The organism is Acidovorax sp. SUPP1855, assembly GCF_030158955.1.
Taxonomy (GTDB): Bacteria; Pseudomonadota; Gammaproteobacteria; order Burkholderiales; family Burkholderiaceae_C; genus Paracidovorax.
Map to the genome: position 1 here is coordinate 69,620 of NZ_BQXI01000011.1, position 17,116 is coordinate 86,735.

Below are 17,116 nucleotides of genomic sequence, written 5' to 3' on the forward strand. Positions count from 1 at the left end.
GCCCGTTTTGTTGAAACAAGCACCTCATACGCGGCCTCCGCGCATGAGGTGCTTGTTTTCATAGTCAACCCGAAGCACCACGGCGATGGCCACCAGATTCATCAGGATGGCGGAGCCCCCGAAGCTCATCAGCGGCAGCGTCAGCCCCTTGGTCGGCAGTGCGCCCAGGTTCACGCCCATGTTGATGAAGGCCTGAAAGCCCATCCAGATGGCCACGCCCTGCGCCACCAGGCCGGCAAACACGCGGTCCAGCGCGATGGCCTGGCGGCCGATGTGCATGATGCGGCGGGTCATCCACAGGAAGAGCACGATGAGGATGAGCACGCCGACCAGGCCGAACTCCTCGCCGATCACCGCGAGCAGGAAGTCGGTGTGCGCCTCGGGCAGCCAGTGCAGCTTTTCCACGCTGCCGCCCAGCCCGACGCCGAAGATCTCGCCGCGGCCGATGGCGATCAGCGAGTGCGACAGCTGGTAGCCCTTGCCCAGCGCGTGCTTTTCGCTCCAGGGATCGAGGTACGCGAAGATGCGCTCGCGCCGCCAGTCGCTCATCATCACCATGAGCGCGAAGGCGCCCACCAGCACGGCGGCGATCAGGAAGAACATGCGGGCGTTCACGCCGCCCAGGAACAGGATGCCCATGGCGATCACGGCGATCACCATAAAGGCGCCCATGTCGGGCTCGGCCAGCAGCAGCGCGCCCACCACGGCCACGGCCGCGCCCATGGGCAGCACGGCGCGGAAGAAGCGCTCCTTGACCTCCATCTTGCGCACCATGTAGTCCGAGGCGTAGATGAGCACGGCGAACTTCGCCAGCTCCGACGGCTGGAAGTTCATGACCCCCAGCGAGAGCCAGCGCCGCGCGCCGTTGACCACCGTGCCCACGTGCGGGATCAGCACCGCGATGAGCAGGGCGATGGACAGCACGAACAGCCACGGCGCCACGCGCTCCCAGGTGGACATGGGAATCTGGAACGCCAGCAGGGCCGCGACGAAGGCCATCACCAGCGCCATGATGTGGCGCACCAGGAAATGGGTGGGAGCGATCTTGCCGAAGCGCGGGTTGTCCGGCATGGCGATGGACGCGGAATACACCATCACCAGTCCCCAGGCGAGCAGCGCCACCACGACCCACAGGAGGGCCTGGTCGAAGCCGAGCACGCTGGCCGGCGTGGTCGTGGTCTGGCGGTATTCGGTGCCGCCCACGCGCACCGGCAGCACGTCGGCGGGCTTGGCGGGCAGGCCACCGAACCAGCCGCCGAACTTTCCGCCGAATCTGGTGGACAGGCGCTGCAGCAGGCCGGGGGATGCGGGTGCGGTGCTCATGCGGAGCCCTCCAGGTCCTGGCCGCGATCGTTCGCAAGCGCTTGCACGGCTTCGCAAAACACGCGCGCGCGGTGCTCGTAATCGTTGAACATATCGAAACTGGCACAGGCGGGCGACATCAGCACCGCATCGCCGGCATGGGCGCGCTGCGTGGCCAGGTCCACCGCCTGCGGCAGCGTCGGTGCGTCCAGCAGGGCCACGCCCGCGTCTTTCAGCGCGGCGCGGATCTGGGGTGCGTCGCGGCCGATCAGCACCACGGCGCGGGCGTAGCGCGACACGGGCGCGGCCAGCGGCGAGAAGTCCTGCCCCTTGCCGTCGCCGCCCAGGATGACGACCAGCCGGCGCTCCGCGCCCAGGCCGGTGAGCGCCGCCACGGTGGCGCCCACGTTCGTGCCCTTGCTGTCGTCGAAATATTCCACATCGCCGATGAGCCCCACGGGCTCCACGCGGTGCGGCTCGCCGCGGTAATCGCGCAGGCCGTACAGCATGGGGCCCAGCGCGCAGCCGGCGGCCTGTGCGAGCGCCAGCGCGGCGAGCGCGTTCACGGCGTTGTGGCGGCCGCGGATGCGCAGCGCATCGGCGGGCATCAGGCGCTGGATGTGCAGCTCTTCTTCCTGCGCACGCGAACGGCGCGCGGTTTCGTCGGCCTCCTGCGCCCGCACGAGCCAGGCCATGCCGTTGACGATCTCCAGGCCGAAATCGCCCGGGCGCTGGGGCATGTCGCCGCCGAACGTGACATGGGGACGCACCTGCACCTTCGGGGCCTTCGCGCGCCCGGTCGCCGGCCTGGCCGCGCTGCGCGCCAGCCCGGCCTCGGGCAACATGCCCATGACCTCGGGGTCTTCGCGGTTGAGCACCATCAGGCCGCTCTCGCCGAAGATGCGCGCCTTGGCGGCCGCATAGGCGGCCAGGCTGCCGTGCCAGTCCAGGTGGTCCTGGCTGATATTGAGGACGGCCGCGGCCGTGGGCTCGAAGCCCGCCACGCCGTCGAGCTGGAAGCTGGACAGCTCCAGCACCCAGACCTCGGGCAGGGTGCCCGCATCGATGTGCTGGCCCAGTGTGTCCAGCAGGGTCGGGCCGATATTGCCGGCCACGGCCACGGTCTTGCCGGCGCAGTCCACGAGCCGGCCGGTGAGCGAAGTCACCGTGGTCTTGCCGTTGGTGCCGCTCACGGCCACCACCGCCGGGGCGTAGCCGTGCGCGGCGCGCAACTCGCGCAGCGCCATGGCGTACAGGGCGAGTTCACCCTCCATGCGGATGCCGCGCGCCCGGGCCTCGGACGACAGGGCGGCCAGCGTGTCGGGACGCAGGCCGGGCGAGCGGTAGATGGCCTGCGGCGTGCGCCCTTCGAGCAGGGAGGCGTCGAACGCACCGGCCACGAAGCGCACCTGGGGCAGCTCAGCATGCAGCGTGCCGCGCTGCGGAGGCGCCTCGCGCGTGTCGGCCACGGTCACCTGCGCGCCGCAGCGCACGCACCAGCGGGCCATGGCCAGCCCGGAAGCGCCCAGGCCGAGAATGAGAATGTCCTGGCCTTGCAGCAGCGCAGCGCCCTCGCCCGGCCAGCCGGCCGGCACCGGCGTGGGGCCGGCCACCGGGCCGATGGCGCCGTCGGCCGGGGGCGCGTCATCGGAGGATGGCGCCGCGCCCGGATCGCGCGGACCGGCCGCGGTGGCGGACTCGGGCGAGCCCACGTCCGCGAAGATCTGCGCCACGAACGCCGCAGCGGCCGCAGCGGCCGAGACTGCGGGCGCGGTCATGCCGGCGAGCGTCTGCGCCATCGCGTCGTTCGCGGGGGCCGGTGCTGCCTGCGGGGTCGGTGCGGAGGATGCGTCCTCATCCTGCGGCGCCAGCGCCACGCTTTCGGGCATGCAGGGCACGTCGGGCGAATCGGGAGCGCCGGATGCGTCGGAGCGCGGCGGCATGGCGTCCATGCCCTGCACCGGCACAACCCCGGACGGCGAAACCCTGGGCGCGCTCTCCCCCTCGCCGGGGCCATCGGCACCCTGCGGCAGGCCTGGCGCCTCGCCAGGAAGAAGGGGGTCGTGCGGGTTCATCGCAGTTTCAGCGTGGTCAGGCCGATCAGGCACAGCAGCATGGTGATGATCCAGAAGCGCACGACCACCTGCGTCTCCTTCCAGCCGCTTTTCTCGAAATGGTGGTGCAGCGGCGCCATCTTGAGCAGCCGCCGGCCCTGGCCGTAGCGCTTCTTGGTGTACTTGAACCAGGCCACCTGCAGCATCACCGAAAGCGCCTCGACCACGAAGATGCCGCCCATGATGGCCAGCACGATCTCCTGGCGCACGATGACGGCGATGGTGCCCAAAGCGCCGCCCAGCGCCAGCGCGCCCACGTCGCCCATGAACACCTGGGCCGGGTGGGTGTTGAACCACAGGAAGGCCAGGCCCGCGCCGGCCATGGCCGAGCAGAAGATCAGCAATTCGCCCGCGCCCGCGATGTGCGGGAACAGCAGGTACTTGGAGTACACCGTGCTGCCGGCCACGTAGGCGAACAGCCCCAGCGCTGATCCCACCATGACGACCGGCATGATCGCCAGGCCATCGAGGCCGTCGGTCAGGTTGACCGCATTGCTCGATCCCACGATCACGAGGTAGGTCAGGATCACGAAGCCCAGCACGCCCAGCGGGTAGCTCACCTCCTTGAAGAACGGCACCAGCAGTCCGGCCTGCGGCGGCAGGTCCAGCGAGAAGCCGGACTGCACCCAGGTGATGAACAGCTCGAACACGCGCGAATTGGAGTTCTCAGAAATGCTGAACACCAGGTAGAGCGCCGCCAGCAGGCCGATGACGGACTGCCAGAAATACTTCTCGCGCGAGCGCATGCCTTCCGGGTCCTTGCGCACCACCTTGCGCCAGTCGTCCACCCAGCCGATGGCACCGAAGCCCAGGGTCACGGCCAGCACGATCCACACGAAACGGTTGGACAGGTCGAACCACAACAGCGTGGAGATCGCGATCGAACCCAGGATCAATACGCCCCCCATGGTGGGCGTGCCGCTCTTGGACAGGTGCGATTCCATCGCGTAGCCACGGATGGGCTGGCCGATCTTGAGCGAGGTGAGCATGCGGATCACCTTCGGCCCCGCCGCCAGCCCGATCACCAGCGCCGTGAGCGCCGCCATCACCGCACGGAACGTGAGGTACTGGAAGACGCGGAAGAACCCGAACTCCGGCGACAGGCCCTGCAGCCATTGCGACAGTATCAGCAGCATGTGGCGCCCCCGCGTGCGTTCTTCGTCGTGTCCGCACGGGCTTCCAGCACCTGTACCACCTGCTCCATCTTCATGAACCGAGATCCCTTCACCAGCACGCTGCCCACCTGGGGCAGGGCTTGCTGCACCGCTGCGAGCAGCGATGCCATGTCGTCGAAATGCCGCGCATCCGGCCCGTAGGCCTGCGCGGCGTGAGTGCTGAGCGCGCCCAGCGCGAACAGCCTGCCGATGCCGCTGGCGCGCGCCTGGGCGCCCGCCTCGGCGTGGAACTGCGGCCCCTGCTCCCCCACCTCGCCCATGTCGCCCAGCACCAGCAGTTGCGGGCCGGGCAGGCCGGACAGCACGTCGATGGCGGCGCGCATGGAGTCGGGGTTGGCGTTGTAGGTGTCGTCCACCGCCGTGACCACGCGCCCGTCCTGCGGCACGCTGAAGGCGCGCGAGCGCCCCTTGACCGGAATGAAGGCCGAGAGCCCACGAGCGACGGCGTCGAGCGGCGCACCGGCCGCCAACGCGCAGGCCGTGGCGGCCAGGGCGTTGGTCACGTTGTGCATGCCGGCAATGCGCAGCGTGGCATCGAAGCCGCCCTGCGGTGTGTCGATACGGATGCGCCAGGCGCTGCCCTCCCACTGTGCGGCGGTGCAGTGCACGTCGGCACCGTCCGCGCCGAAGGTGATGCAGCGGCGCCCCGCAGCCAGTTGCCGCCACAGCGCGGTGTAGGCATCGCCTGCCGGGAACACGGCCACGCCATCGGCAGGCAGGGCCGAGAGGCAGGAGCCGTTCTCTTCGGCCACGGCCTGCACCGTGTGCATGAACTCCAGGTGCTCGCGCTGCGCGTTGTTGACGAGGGCCACCGTGGGGCGGGCCAGGTCGGCCAGGTACGCGATCTCGCCCGGATGGTTCATGCCCAGCTCGATCACCGCCGCCTCGTGCGCCGCGTTGAGCCGCAGCAGCATCAGCGGCACGCCGATGTCGTTGTTGAAGTTGCCTTGCGTCGCAAAGGCCGCAGGGCCCTTCCAGGCCTGCAGCACCGCCGCGATCATCTGCGTGACGGTGGTCTTGCCGTTGCTGCCGGTCACCCCGATCAGCGGCAGCCGGAACTGGGCACGCCAGCCAGCGGCCAGGGCGCCGAGCGCCGCGAGCGTATCAGGCACCTCGACGCCGGGCAGGCCAGCGGCCTCCAGGCCACCGTGGGCCACGGCCGCAACGGCGCCGGCCGTGCGCGCATCGGCCAGAAAGGCATTGGCGTCGTAGCGCTCGCCCTTGAGCGCCACGAACAAATCGCCCGCCTGCAGCGTGCGCGTGTCGGTGTGCACGCGGAACAGCGGCAGCGCGCCCTCGCCCACCAGCCGGGCCGTGGGCACGCGCGCCTGGATGAACCCCAGCGCCTGCTGCAGCGTCATCATGCGCGGCCTCCCCGGGCGGCCAGGCCGGCCTGGGCGTGGGCCATGTCGGAGAACGGCCGGCGCTCGCCCGCCACCTCCTGGTAGTCCTCGTGGCCCTTGCCGGCGATCAGCACCACGTCGCGCGGCCCGGCCTCGGACAGCGCCAGCGCGATCGCCGCGGCGCGGTCCACCTCGGCGCGCACGGTGCGCCCGGCCACGGTGCCCTGCAGGATTTCGTGAAGGATGTCCGCCGGCACTTCGCCGCGCGGGTTGTCGCTGGTGATGATGACCGCATCGGCCCGCTGCTGCGCGACCGCGCCCATCAGGGGCCGCTTGGTGCGGTCACGGCTGCCGCCGCAGCCGAACACGCACCACAGCCGACCGCCGCGCTCCGCCGCGATGGGGCGCAGCGCCTGCAGCGCCTGGTCGAGCGCATCGGGCGTATGGGCGTAGTCCACGGCGACCAGGGGCTGGTGCGGCACATGGATCTGCTCCATGCGGCCCGGCACCGGCGACAGCTGCGCGCAGGCGTAGAGCGCATGCTCCAGCGGCACGCCCAGCGCCCGCAGCGTGGCCATCACGAGCAGCAGGTTGCCCACGTTGTATTGGCCGATGAGCCGCGTCTGCAGCACATGGCTTTGCGCGCCTTCGGCCACGGTGAACGACAGGCCGCCATCGCCCCAGGCGATGTCCCGGGCCTGGAGCCGTGCGGGCCCCTGCAGGGAGACGCTCCACAGGTCCAGCGGCTGGTGGGACAGCGTCTCGTGCAGTTCGGCGCCGCGCCGGTCGTCGATGTTGACCACGGCGATCTGCAGCCCGGGCCAGTCGAACAAGGTGCTCTTGGCCTGCCAGTAGGCGGCCATGCTCGGGTGGTAGTCCAGGTGGTCCTGGGTGAAATTGGTGAACAGGGCCGCCCGCACCCGCGTGCCGGTCAGGCGGTGCTCCGCCAACCCGATGGACGAAGCCTCGATCGCGCAGGCCACATGGCCTTCTTTGGCGAAATGGGCGAAGGCGCGCTGCAGGCGCACCGGGTCCGGCGTCGTGAGGCCGGTGGACTCGAGCGCGGGCGGCACGCCGGCGCCCAGCGTACCGATCAGCGCGCAGCCGCCGGGCGCCGCCAGTTCGTTGCGCGCCAGCAGGTTGAGCGCATCGGCCAGCCACCAGCTGACGCTGGTCTTGCCGTTGGTGCCGGTCACCGCCAGCACGTCGATCGACTGCGTGGGGTGGCCGAACCACTCGGCCGCCAGCGTTCCGGTGATGGCCTTGAGCCCGCGCAGCGCGGCCACGGGCGCGTCCGCGAAATGGAAGGCCTCGATGCCTTCGTGCTCGACCAGGCAGGCCATGGCGCCACGCGCCAGTGCGTCGCCCACATGGGGGCGGCCATCGGTGGCGGCGCCCGGCCAGGCGATGAAGCCGTCGCCAGGCTGGATCAGCCGGCTGTCGGTCTGCAGCGTACCGGTCACCCGGGCGGCCAGCCATTGCACGGCGTCGTGCACCGAAGTGAGCAGCGGGGTCGTCGTCATAGCGATTCCTCCACGGTGTTGGCCACGATCTGGGGCTTGACGGCCATGTCGGGCTGCACGCCCATCATGCGAAGGGTCTGCTGCACCACGGCGCTGAACACCGGCGCGGCCACCGCGCCGCCGTAGAACACGCCGTTGCTGGGCTCGTCGATCATCACCGCGACGATGATGCGCGGCTTGTCGATCGGGGCCATGCCGGTGAACCACGCCCGGTACTTGCCCGAGGCATAGCTCTTGCCCACCTGCTTGCGCGCGGTGCCGGATTTTCCGCCCACCGAGTAGCCCACGGTCTGCGCCTGCTGGCCCGTGCCGCCGGGGCCCGCGGCCATCTGCAGCATCTTGCGGATCTGGTCGGCCGTGCGCTCGGAGAACACGGGCACGCCGACCGCCGGCTCATGGCTCTTGAGCATGGTGGCCGGAATGATCTTGCCGCCGTTGGAGAACACGGTGTACGAGCGCGCCATCTGGAACAGGCTGGCCGAAAGCCCGTAGCCGTACGACATGGTGGCCTGCTCCACAGGGCGCCAAGTCTTGTAGGGACGCAGCCGTCCGGTGACCACGCCAGGGAAGTGGATCTGCGGCTTCTGCCCGAAGCCGGCCGCAGAGAACGTCTCCCACATCTCCTTGGCGGGCATCTGCATGGCGATCTTGGTGGTGCCCACGTTGCTGGACTTCTGGATCACGCCTTCGACCGTCAGCACGCCGTGGTTGCTCGTGTCGGAGATCGTGGAGCCGGTGATGGTGACACGACCTGGGTTGGTGTCGATGATGGTGTCCGGCCGCACGCGGCCGGTTTCCAGCGCCAGTCCAATGGTGAACGGTTTCATCGTCGAGCCGGGCTCGAATACGTCGGTGAGGGCGCGGTTACGCAATTGCTCGCCCGTCAGGTTTTGCCGCTTGTCGGGCACGTAGCTCGGGTAATTGGCCAACGCCAGCAACTCGCCGGTGTGCGCATCCAGCACCACCACGCTACCGGCCTTGGCTTTGTGCAGCGCCACCTGGTCACGCAGCTTCTGGTAGGCGAAGAATTGCACCTTGCTGTCGATGGACAGCTGCATGTCCTGGCCATCCACGGGCGGCACCTCGGCGCCGATGCCCTCCACCACCCGGCCCAGGCGGTCCTTGATGACGCGGCGCGAACCGGCCTTGCCGGCCAGCTGCTGGTCGAAGGCCAGCTCCATGCCCTCCTGGCCATGGTCTTCCACGTTGGTGAAGCCCACCACGTGCGCGGCCGATTCGCCTTCGGGGTACTGGCGCTTGTATTCCTTGCGCTGGTAGATGCCCTTGATGTCGAGGGCGGCGATCTGCTGGCCGACCTCCCAGTCGAGCTGGCGCTTGATCCAGACGAAGGTCTTGTCCTCGTCCGCGAGCTTGGTCTTGAGCGCGGGCAGCGGCATCTCCAGCAGCTTGGCCAGTTGCTGGAGTTTTTCGCGCACCTCGGGCTTGTCCTGCTCCACGTCTTCCGGAATGGCCCAGATGCTGGCCGCCGGCACGCTGGAGGCCAGGATCAGCCCGTTGCGGTCCAGGATGCGGCCCCGGTTGGCGGGCAGCTCCAGCGTGCGGGCGAAGCGCACCTCGCCCTGCCGCTGGAAGAACGCATTGCCGAACACCTGCACGTAGGCCGCGCGGGCGCCCAGGCCCACGAAGCCCAGCGCCACCATGGCGACGATGAACTTGCTGCGCCAGACCGGCGTCTTGCTGGCCAGCAGCGGGCTGGAGGTGTAGTTGACGCTGCGGCTCATCGGCGTACGCTCCCCGCGCCACCCGGCGTGGCCGGCACGGGCGCTGCCGTGGCGGCCGTGACCACCGGCGTGCCGTCGTCGGCGACGTACTGCGTGATGGCCGGTGTGGCCGTGCGCATCTGCAGGCGGTCGCGGGCGAGCTTTTCCACCCGCAGCGGCGTCGCCTGGGCGCGCTTTTCGACCTGCAGGCGCTGGTGTTCGGTCTCCAGCCGGCGCGACTCGGCCACCGCGCGGTCCAGCTCGGTGAACAGGCGCCGCGACTCGTACTGCATGTGCACGAGGTACAGCGCGCTCACCATCACCCCCAGCAGCAGCACCAGGCTCAGGCGCGTCATACCGGCACCTCCGTGCGCTCGGCCACGCGCATCACCGCGCTGCGGGAGCGGGGATTGGCCTCGATCTCGGCCGCGGTAGGCTTGATGCGGTCCAGCGCCTTGAGCCGCATGGGCTGCGGCTGCGCAAATGGCGCGCGGCGGTCGAAGACCTCCTTGGAATGCTGGGCGATGAACTGCTTGACGATGCGGTCTTCCAGCGAATGGAAACTGATCACCACCAGCCGGCCACCGGGTGCGAGCACCCGCAGGCTGGCCTCTAGCGCCTGTTGCAGCTCTTCAAGCTCGGCGTTGATGAAAATCCGAAGAGCCTGAAATGTGCGCGTTGCAGGGTTCTGGCCTGCTTCGCGGGTCTTGACCGCGCCAGCCACGAGTTGGGCCAGTTCAGCGGTGGTGGCAAGAGGGCCCCGCTCCTCGCGACGAGCAACAATCGCCTTTGCAATGGGGCCAGCAAACCGTTCTTCGCCGTAGTCACGTATCACCTCCGCAATCTGCCCGACCTCGGCCGTGGCCAGCCAATCGGCCACGCTCTCGCCGCGCGTGGTGTCCATGCGCATGTCCAGCGGGCCGTCGAAACGAAAGCTGAAGCCCCGGTCGGGGCTGTCGATCTGGGGCGAACTCACGCCCAGGTCCATGAGGATGCCCGCGGCGCTGCGCTCGGGCAGTTCGGCCAGATGGCGGAATCCTTCGTGCCGAATGGAAAAGCGCGCATCGGTGATGCGCGCTGCTTCTGCGATGGCCTCGGGGTCCTTGTCGAACGCCACGAGGCCCCCGCCCGGCCCCAGCCGGTCCAGTATCTTGCGGGAGTGCCCGCCACGGCCGAAGGTGGCATCGATCCACACGCCAGCGGGCGCGGGGCCGGCGGCGCCCAGCAAGGCGTCGACCGCCTCGTCCAGCAAGACCGTGGTGTGTTGCAGCGGTGCGTTCACCATGGCCTCAGAAAGAAAAGTCCTGGAAAGCGGCCGGCATCTCGGCCTGCATGGCAACAGCCTCCTGAGCCTCGTAGGTGGCCTTGTCCCACAGCTCGAAGTGGTTGCCCATGCCGAGCAGCATCGTGTCCTTGGTGATGCCGGCGGCCTGCCGCAGTTCGGGCGAGACCAGCACGCGGCCGGTGCCATCCATGTCCACGTCCATCGCGTTGCCCAGGAAGATGCGCTTCCACCACTGGGCGGACATGGGCAGTTCGGCAATGCGCTCGCGGAATTTTTCCCATTCGGGGCGGGGGAACACCATGAGGCAGCCGTGCGGATGCTTGGTGATGGTGAGCTGGCTGTTGGCGGTCGCCGCGAGGACGTCACGATGCCGGGTAGGCACGGAAAGCCTTCCCTTCGCATCCAGACTCAGCGATGACGCCCCTTGAAACACGGAATCGAACCCCAGCTCGTTGTCGCGCCTGCGCATCCGGAATGGACGCACGAGGGCACTTTTCACCACTTAATTGCACTTTTTTGCACTGTAGCAGGAAAAAAATACCGAGCCCCGCCAGGTGCAACAAAGTTTTGCAATGAAATCAACGACTTAGCACCGAAAGTGCCAGTGGAGAACGCCCAAAATGCTTTACTGAATAAGCACTTAGCCCAGGCTATGCAAGTGATACCTGAAGGCTATCGGGCAACCCGGAATCCGGGCAAGAATCCAGGGGCCCGCAACACGCCGGAATCTTTTACAAGATATAGCGCGACAAATCCTCGTCCTGGCTCAAGGACTCGAGCCGCGCGTTCACGTACGCGGCATCCACCACCACCGTCTGACCGGACAAACGGGCGGCATCGAAGCTCACTTCGTCCAGCAGCCGCTCCATCACCGTGGACAGCCGGCGCGCGCCGATGTTCTCGGTGCGCTCATTCACCTCGAAGGCGATGTGCGCCAGGCGCGTAATGCCCTCGGGCGCGAATTCGAGCGTGACGCCTTCGGTGGCCAGCAGGGCCTGGTACTGCTTGACCAGCGAGGCATGCGTCTGCGTGAGGATGGCTTCGAAATCCTGCACGGACAGCGATTCGAGTTCGACGCGGATCGGAAAGCGCCCCTGCAGCTCGGGGATCAGGTCGCTCGGCTTGCTCAGGTGGAACGCGCCCGAGGCGATGAACAGGATGTGGTCCGTCTTGACCATGCCGTACTTGGTGGACACGGTGGTGCCCTCGACCAGCGGCAGCAGGTCGCGCTGCACGCCCTGGCGCGAGATGTCCGAGCCGCTCGATTCCTGCCGGGTGGCCACCTTGTCGATCTCGTCGATGAAGACGATGCCGTTCTGCTCGGCGTTCTGCACGGCGCGGGTCTTCACCTCGTCCTCGTTCACGAGCTTGGCGGCCTCCTCGTCGATGAGCAGCTTGAGCGCCTCGGCGATCTTGAGCTTGCGCGTGCGGCGCTTTTCCTGGCCCATCTGGCTGAACATGCCGCGCAGCTGCTCGGCCATCTCTTCCATGCCCTGCGGGCCCATGATCTCCAGCTGCGGCCGGGCGTCGGCCACGTCGATCTCGATTTCCTTGTCGTCCAGCTGGCCCTCGCGCAGCTTCTTGCGAAAGACCTGGCGGGCGGTGTTGTCGGCGGGCGCGGCCGCATCCTGCGCGGTGTTCCGCGCAGGCGGCACCAGCACGTCGAGGATGCGGTCCTCGGCCGCGTCTTCGGCGCGGGCGCGGCCCTTCTTCATGTCGCTCTCGCGCGCCTGCTTGACGGCCATCTCGACCAGGTCGCGGACGATGGAGTCCACGTCCTTGCCCACGTAGCCCACCTCGGTGAACTTGGTGGCCTCGACCTTGATGAAGGGCGCATCGGCCAGCCGGGCCAGGCGGCGCGCGATCTCGGTCTTGCCCACGCCGGTCGGGCCGATCATGAGGATGTTCTTGGGGGTGATCTCGTGGCGCAGGCTGCCTTCCACCTGCTGGCGGCGCCAGCGGTTGCGCAGCGCGATGGCGACGGCGCGCTTGGCGCTGGCCTGGCCGACGATGTGGTGGTCGAGTTCGGAGACGATTTCCTGGGGGGTCATGGACGACATGGGGACCTGCAATCAAATCAGCCGTCAGCACATATTCTTCTAGGGCAGAAAGCTATCAAAATAATAGTAACCACCGGGGCGCTCAGAGCGTCTCGATGGTGTGGTTCATGTTGGTGTAGATGCACAGTTCGCCGGCGATCTCCAGCGACTTCTTGACCACTTCCTGCGCGCTGAGCTCGGTGTGGTTCAGCAGCGCCTTGGCCGCCGAGTGCGCATAGGCGCCGCCCGATCCGATGGCCACGATGCCCTGCTCGGGCTCCAGCACGTCGCCGTTGCCGGTGATGATGAGCGAGGCGCTGGTATCGGCCACGGCCAGCATGGCCTCCAGACGGCGCAGCACGCGGTCGGTGCGCCAGTCCTTGGTGAGTTCGATGGCCGCGCGCGTCAGGTGGCCCTGGTGCTTTTCCAGCTTGGCCTCGAACCGTTCGAAGAGCGTGAACGCATCGGCCGTGGCCCCGGCGAAGCCCGCCAAGACCTTGCCGTGGTAGAGCTTGCGCACCTTGCGCGCGGTGCCCTTGACCACGATGTTGCCCAGGGTGACCTGGCCGTCGCCGCCGATGGCGACCTGGATGCCGTCCGCCGTCTGGCGGCGGACGCTGAGGATGGTGGTGCCGTGAAACTGTTCCATAGCGTTGGCATGTGGGGATGCCTGCACGGTTTGCAACGGCCCCAGCGCACGGCGCTGCACGGGGCATGAAGAGCGGCCAGCGCGCCCTGCCGGCGCCGTGCGCCCGAGGGTCAGTTCTTGCGCGGAACGACCCAGGCGTGTTCGTTCACGCCGATCACGTTGAAGAACACCGCCACCAGCCGCTGCAGGTTGACGAAGTGGACCGCATGGCCGTGGGCCTGCTGCTCGGCCGCCCAGTTGAGCACCGAGCCGGCCGCCGCGAAGTCCACGCGCACCAGGCGGTCGCACGCGATGATCAGCGGCGCGCCGGGCTTCACCTGCTCCTCGAACGGCGCCAGCAGCGGCACCGCGTCGCCCTCGATGTGGCCGGACAGCGAGGCCGAAGGCTCGGCGCTCTCCAGGCCCGCCGGCATGGACGAGGGATCGCCGTAGCCGGAGGCATGCAAATCGGAGGACGTGGCATCTTCGGGCACCGGGGCCCCGCCGTCGTCGCTGGAATAGCTGCATCGCGGCGAGATCCACGATGGCGGCGAGACCTCGTAGGTCACGCAGTAGTCGAGTGCCACGAGTTCGAACTCGTCGGGTCGGCCCATGAGGCGCAGCGCCGCCATGCGCAGGCGCCACCACTCGGGGGACGTATCCCGGTCGCCGGACTGGGTGCGGGCTTCCAGCACCGTGTTGAGCGCTTCCACGCCGAAGAACGTCAGCTGCACCTCCTGCTCCGCCCACTGCGTGAACAGGTTGGCCAGCAGCGGCACGGCCGCCTCGTCGATGGCGGCCAGGCGCGACCAGGTCAGCGTCCAGGGCGGGGCGGCGCGGGCGAGCGACGCCTGCAGCGCCACCACCGATTGCGCGGCCAGCGTGGTCGGCGAGTTCCAGCTGAACTCGCGCTGCGCGAAGCCCGTGGCGGCCGGCGCGGGCTGCGCCTGCAGGCCCAGCAGTTCGGGCATGGAAAACCACAGCGGCGCCGAGCGGCTGAACCGGGCCGCGTAGTCGATCGCCAGCGCATCGAAGCGCTCGTGCTCCCCGATGGCGCGGTACAGGTCGAACAGCGTCATCCAGATCTCCAGTTGCTGCTGGGGATCGTCCTGCTCGTGCTGGGCCAGCACTTCGAGCAGGCCGGACTCCGCGCCGGCATGGTCGCCATTGGCAAAGCGGATGGCGGCTTCCTCGAGGTCGGGTTCGTGCACGAATTCCTCCGGTTCTGCGGGGGCCACCTCGGGGGCCGGTGGCGGGGCGTATGCAGCAGCGGCTGCCGGCACCGCCTGCGAAGGCGATGGCGCCGCGCCGGCTCCCTCGGGCGCGCCGGAGGGCAGCAGGCTCTCGCCCGAAAACAGCGGCTGCACGGCGGTCGGCGCCGACAGCACGCCAGGCAGGCTGGCGGGTGCCGTGGGGGCGAAGGCCCGGTCGTGGGCCGCGGCGATGGTGGAATCGGTGGCGGTGGCGGCGGAGTCACCCAGTTCGCTGGGCGTGGGGGTGTTCTTGCTCTTCCACCACTGCTGGGACATCTGCGCTTCGATCTCGTCGATCTTCTTGAGCGTGACGGCCCGGTCGTCGGGCGATGCCATGCTGCTCTGGAAGAACGAAGGCCGCGCGGTCGGGTCTTCGGTGCGCTGGCCCTGCAGGGCCTCGCGCTTGCGCAGCTTGCGCAACTGATCGAACTCCCGGCGCCGCACGAAATCGTTGCGGCGCTTGCGCTCGATCATCTCCTTGAGCATCTGCTTGCTGTACTGGCTTTCGCGGTCGGCATCGATGGAATCGAGATCGGTCCAGTTGACCGTGGGGTTGCGGACGAACCGAACCATCTTGGACAACAGGCCGGGGGAAGACTCTTCCTTGCTCATGGATGGTGGGTCAGGTCGCTCGCCGCGCAAAAAAGGGAGGGCAGGATCGGCCGGTCAGTCCCCGAACATCTTTTGCTTGAGTTCGCGGCGCTGCTGCGCTTCCAGCGACAGCGTGGCCGTGGGGCGCGCCAGCAGCCGGCCGACGCCGATGGGCTCGCCCGTCTCGTCGCAGTAGCCGTAGTCGCCCGCATCGATGCGGCCGATGGATTGCTCGATCTTCTTGAGCAGCTTGCGTTCGCGGTCGCGCGTGCGCAGTTCGAGGGCGTGCTCTTCTTCGATGGTGGCGCGGTCGGCGGGGTCGGGCACGACCACGGTGTCTTCGCGCAGGTGCTCGGTGGTTTCACCGGCGTTGTTGTGCATGTCCTGCTTGAGCTGCACCAGCTTGTGGCGGAAGAACGCCAGCTGCTTTTCGTTCATGTACTCGCTGTCGGGCATGGCGAGCACTTCGGCATCGCTCAACTCTTCGGCGGACTTGGTTTTCCAGTTGCCGGCCAGCTTGGGATCTTTCTTGGCGGCCGCGACGGAATTTTGCGGTTGCAGGGTCGTAGGCATGGTGTGTGTATAGCTGGCTTTGGCGGCGGTGGAGGCCACCGCGGGTGCCATGGATGGTACGGTCAATTGGGCCAAACGGGAAGAAGGCCGGGGACTGCGCGCGGGTTCGCTCGAAGGCCCCGCGGAGGCAGGCACCGGCACGGCGGCTTTGGACTTGGCGGGCGCCTTGGCGGCCGCGCGGACGGTGCCGCTGGAGGGTGCCTTGGCATCCGCCTCGGGTTTGCTGGGTTCGGCTTTCACTTCCTGTCTCCTCGCAGTAGGGGCGGGCCCTGAGCACGCGACGCGGCTCCAGGGGCAGTAGCAGGCCTTCCGGCGTTTTACCGGGGCGCGATTGTATCGATCCGGGCCCGGCGCGAACTGGAAAGTAGCAGATATCACACAAGCCGGTGCGGCAAGCCCCAAACGGGGTCCTGTCCTACTCGGCCAGGCACTGTTCCAGGCCCTGGAGAAAGATGTCCTTGGGCAGGTCGATGCCGATGAAGACCATCTTGCTCAGGCGCTGCTCGCCCTCGGCCCACTGCGGGCCCAGATCGCTGCCCATGAGCTGGTGCACGCCCTGGAAGATCACCTTGCGCTCGGTGCCCTTCATGTTCAGCACACCCTTGTAGCGCAGCATGCGCGGGCCGTAGATGTTGACGATGGCGCCCAGGAAGTCTTCCAGCTTGGCGGGATCGAACGGGCGCTCGGCGCGGTAGACGAAGCTCTTGACGTCATCGTCGTGGTGATGGTGGTGGCCGTGTCCCTGGCCTTGCTGGTGCGAGGGGTGGTCGCAATGCTCGCCATGCGCGTGGTCGTGATCGTGGTGGTCATGCCCATGGTCGTGGCCATGGTCATGCCCGTGGTCGTCTTCCTTGAGGAAATCCGGGTCGATGTCGAGCTTGGCGTTCAGGTTGAAGCCGCGCAGGTCCAGCACCTCGGCCAGCGGCACCTCGCCGAAATGCACGGCCTTGATCGGCGCGCGCGGGTTCATGTGCTTGAGGCGGTGGATCAGGGCGTCGGCCTCTTCCTTGCCCACGAGGTCGGTCTTGGACAGGAAGATCTGGTCGGCGAAGCCCACCTGGCGGCGCGCTTCCTGGCGGTCGTTGAGCTGCTGGGGGGCGTGCTTGGCGTCCACCAGGGTGATGATGGAGTCGATGAGGTAGGTCTCGGCGATCTCCTCGTCCATGAAGAAGGTCTGCGCCACGGGGCCGGGGTCGGCCAGGCCCGTGGTCTCGATCACGATGCGGTCGAAGTCGAGCAGGCCCTTGCGCTTCTTGGCGGCCAGCAGCTGCAGCGTCTCGCGCAGGTCCTCGCGGATGGTGCAGCAGATGCAGCCGTTGCTCATCTGCACGATCTGCTCCTTGGACTCGGTGACCAGGATGTCGTTGTCGATGTTCTCTTCGCCGAATTCGTTTTCGATCACGGCGATCTTCTGGCCGTGGGCCTCGGACAGCAGGCGCTTGAGCAGCGTGGTCTTGCCCGAGCCCAGGAAGCCGGTCAGGATGGTGGCGGGAATGAGGGACATGGAGAAAAGCCTTGGGTGAAACAGCGGGTGCCGCAACGCGGAAAGAAAGAAAAAGCACGGCGCGC

General features: G+C 68.2%; 14 protein-coding genes. All 14 read right to left on the bottom strand.

The features are described 5' to 3' along the window. Nucleotides 1-24: 24 nt before the first annotated feature. The 14 genes from ftsW to AVMA1855_RS11940 all read right to left on the bottom strand — a co-directional run bounded on the left by ftsW (nt 25) and on the right by AVMA1855_RS11940 (nt 17,051). A complete protein-coding gene (gene ftsW, locus AVMA1855_RS11875; protein ID WP_284425855.1) occupies nt 25-1,323 on the bottom strand; it encodes a putative lipid II flippase FtsW in 1,299 nt (432 codons plus the stop codon). Beyond that, on the bottom strand, nt 1,320-3,377 hold the full coding sequence (murD, locus tag AVMA1855_RS11880) for a UDP-N-acetylmuramoyl-L-alanine--D-glutamate ligase (protein ID WP_284425856.1): 2,058 nt from the start codon (nt 3,375-3,377) through the stop codon (nt 1,320-1,322). The genes ftsW and murD overlap by 4 nt, the downstream gene beginning before the upstream one ends. Next, a complete protein-coding gene (gene mraY / locus AVMA1855_RS11885) occupies nt 3,374-4,552 on the bottom strand; it encodes a phospho-N-acetylmuramoyl-pentapeptide-transferase (RefSeq protein ID WP_284393025.1) in 1,179 nt (392 codons plus the stop codon). Before mraY ends, murD begins: the two co-directional genes overlap by 4 nt. After that, entirely contained in the window at nt 4,543-5,955 is a 1,413-nt protein-coding gene (locus tag AVMA1855_RS11890) for a UDP-N-acetylmuramoyl-tripeptide--D-alanyl-D-alanine ligase (protein WP_284425857.1), read from the bottom strand. Before AVMA1855_RS11890 ends, mraY begins: the two co-directional genes overlap by 10 nt. Then, on the bottom strand, nt 5,952-7,457 hold the full coding sequence (locus AVMA1855_RS11895; protein ID WP_284425858.1) for a UDP-N-acetylmuramoyl-L-alanyl-D-glutamate--2,6-diaminopimelate ligase: 1,506 nt from the start codon (nt 7,455-7,457) through the stop codon (nt 5,952-5,954). The genes AVMA1855_RS11890 and AVMA1855_RS11895 overlap by 4 nt, the downstream gene beginning before the upstream one ends. Beyond that, on the bottom strand, nt 7,454-9,199 hold the full coding sequence (locus AVMA1855_RS11900) for a peptidoglycan D,D-transpeptidase FtsI family protein (protein WP_284425859.1): 1,746 nt from the start codon (nt 9,197-9,199) through the stop codon (nt 7,454-7,456). Before AVMA1855_RS11900 ends, AVMA1855_RS11895 begins: the two co-directional genes overlap by 4 nt. Further along, complete coding sequence (gene ftsL, locus AVMA1855_RS11905; protein WP_284405268.1) at nt 9,196-9,534, bottom strand: cell division protein FtsL; 339 nt, start codon at nt 9,532-9,534, stop codon at nt 9,196-9,198. The genes AVMA1855_RS11900 and ftsL overlap by 4 nt, the downstream gene beginning before the upstream one ends. Continuing rightward, a complete protein-coding gene (rsmH, locus tag AVMA1855_RS11910) occupies nt 9,531-10,460 on the bottom strand; it encodes a 16S rRNA (cytosine(1402)-N(4))-methyltransferase RsmH (RefSeq protein ID WP_284425918.1) in 930 nt (309 codons plus the stop codon). Before rsmH ends, ftsL begins: the two co-directional genes overlap by 4 nt. A gap of 7 nt (nt 10,461-10,467) precedes the next feature. Then, nucleotides 10,468-10,896: a division/cell wall cluster transcriptional repressor MraZ gene (mraZ, locus tag AVMA1855_RS11915; RefSeq protein WP_272569587.1), complete on the bottom strand. Its 429-nt coding sequence runs from the start codon at nt 10,894-10,896 to the stop codon at nt 10,468-10,470. Between the two features lie 298 nt (nt 10,897-11,194). Then, nucleotides 11,195-12,523 carry an ATP-dependent protease ATPase subunit HslU gene (gene hslU, locus AVMA1855_RS11920; RefSeq protein ID WP_284425860.1) on the bottom strand — a complete coding sequence of 443 codons (1,329 nt, stop codon included), beginning with the start codon at nt 12,521-12,523 and terminating at the stop codon, nt 11,195-11,197. A gap of 82 nt (nt 12,524-12,605) precedes the next feature. After that, a complete protein-coding gene (gene hslV / locus AVMA1855_RS11925; RefSeq protein ID WP_272567200.1) occupies nt 12,606-13,151 on the bottom strand; it encodes an ATP-dependent protease subunit HslV in 546 nt (181 codons plus the stop codon). Between the two features lie 110 nt (nt 13,152-13,261). After that, complete coding sequence (locus tag AVMA1855_RS11930) at nt 13,262-14,995, bottom strand: STAS domain-containing protein (protein ID WP_284425861.1); 1,734 nt, start codon at nt 14,993-14,995, stop codon at nt 13,262-13,264. Between the two features lie 54 nt (nt 14,996-15,049). Then, a complete protein-coding gene (gene dksA, locus AVMA1855_RS11935) occupies nt 15,050-15,787 on the bottom strand; it encodes an RNA polymerase-binding protein DksA (RefSeq protein WP_272567197.1) in 738 nt (245 codons plus the stop codon). A 175-nt stretch (nt 15,788-15,962) separates the two neighbouring features. Next, nucleotides 15,963-17,051, bottom strand: coding sequence for a CobW family GTP-binding protein (locus tag AVMA1855_RS11940; RefSeq protein WP_284425862.1), 1,089 nt, complete (start codon nt 17,049-17,051; stop codon nt 15,963-15,965). Between the last annotated feature and the right edge of the window lie 65 nt (nt 17,052-17,116).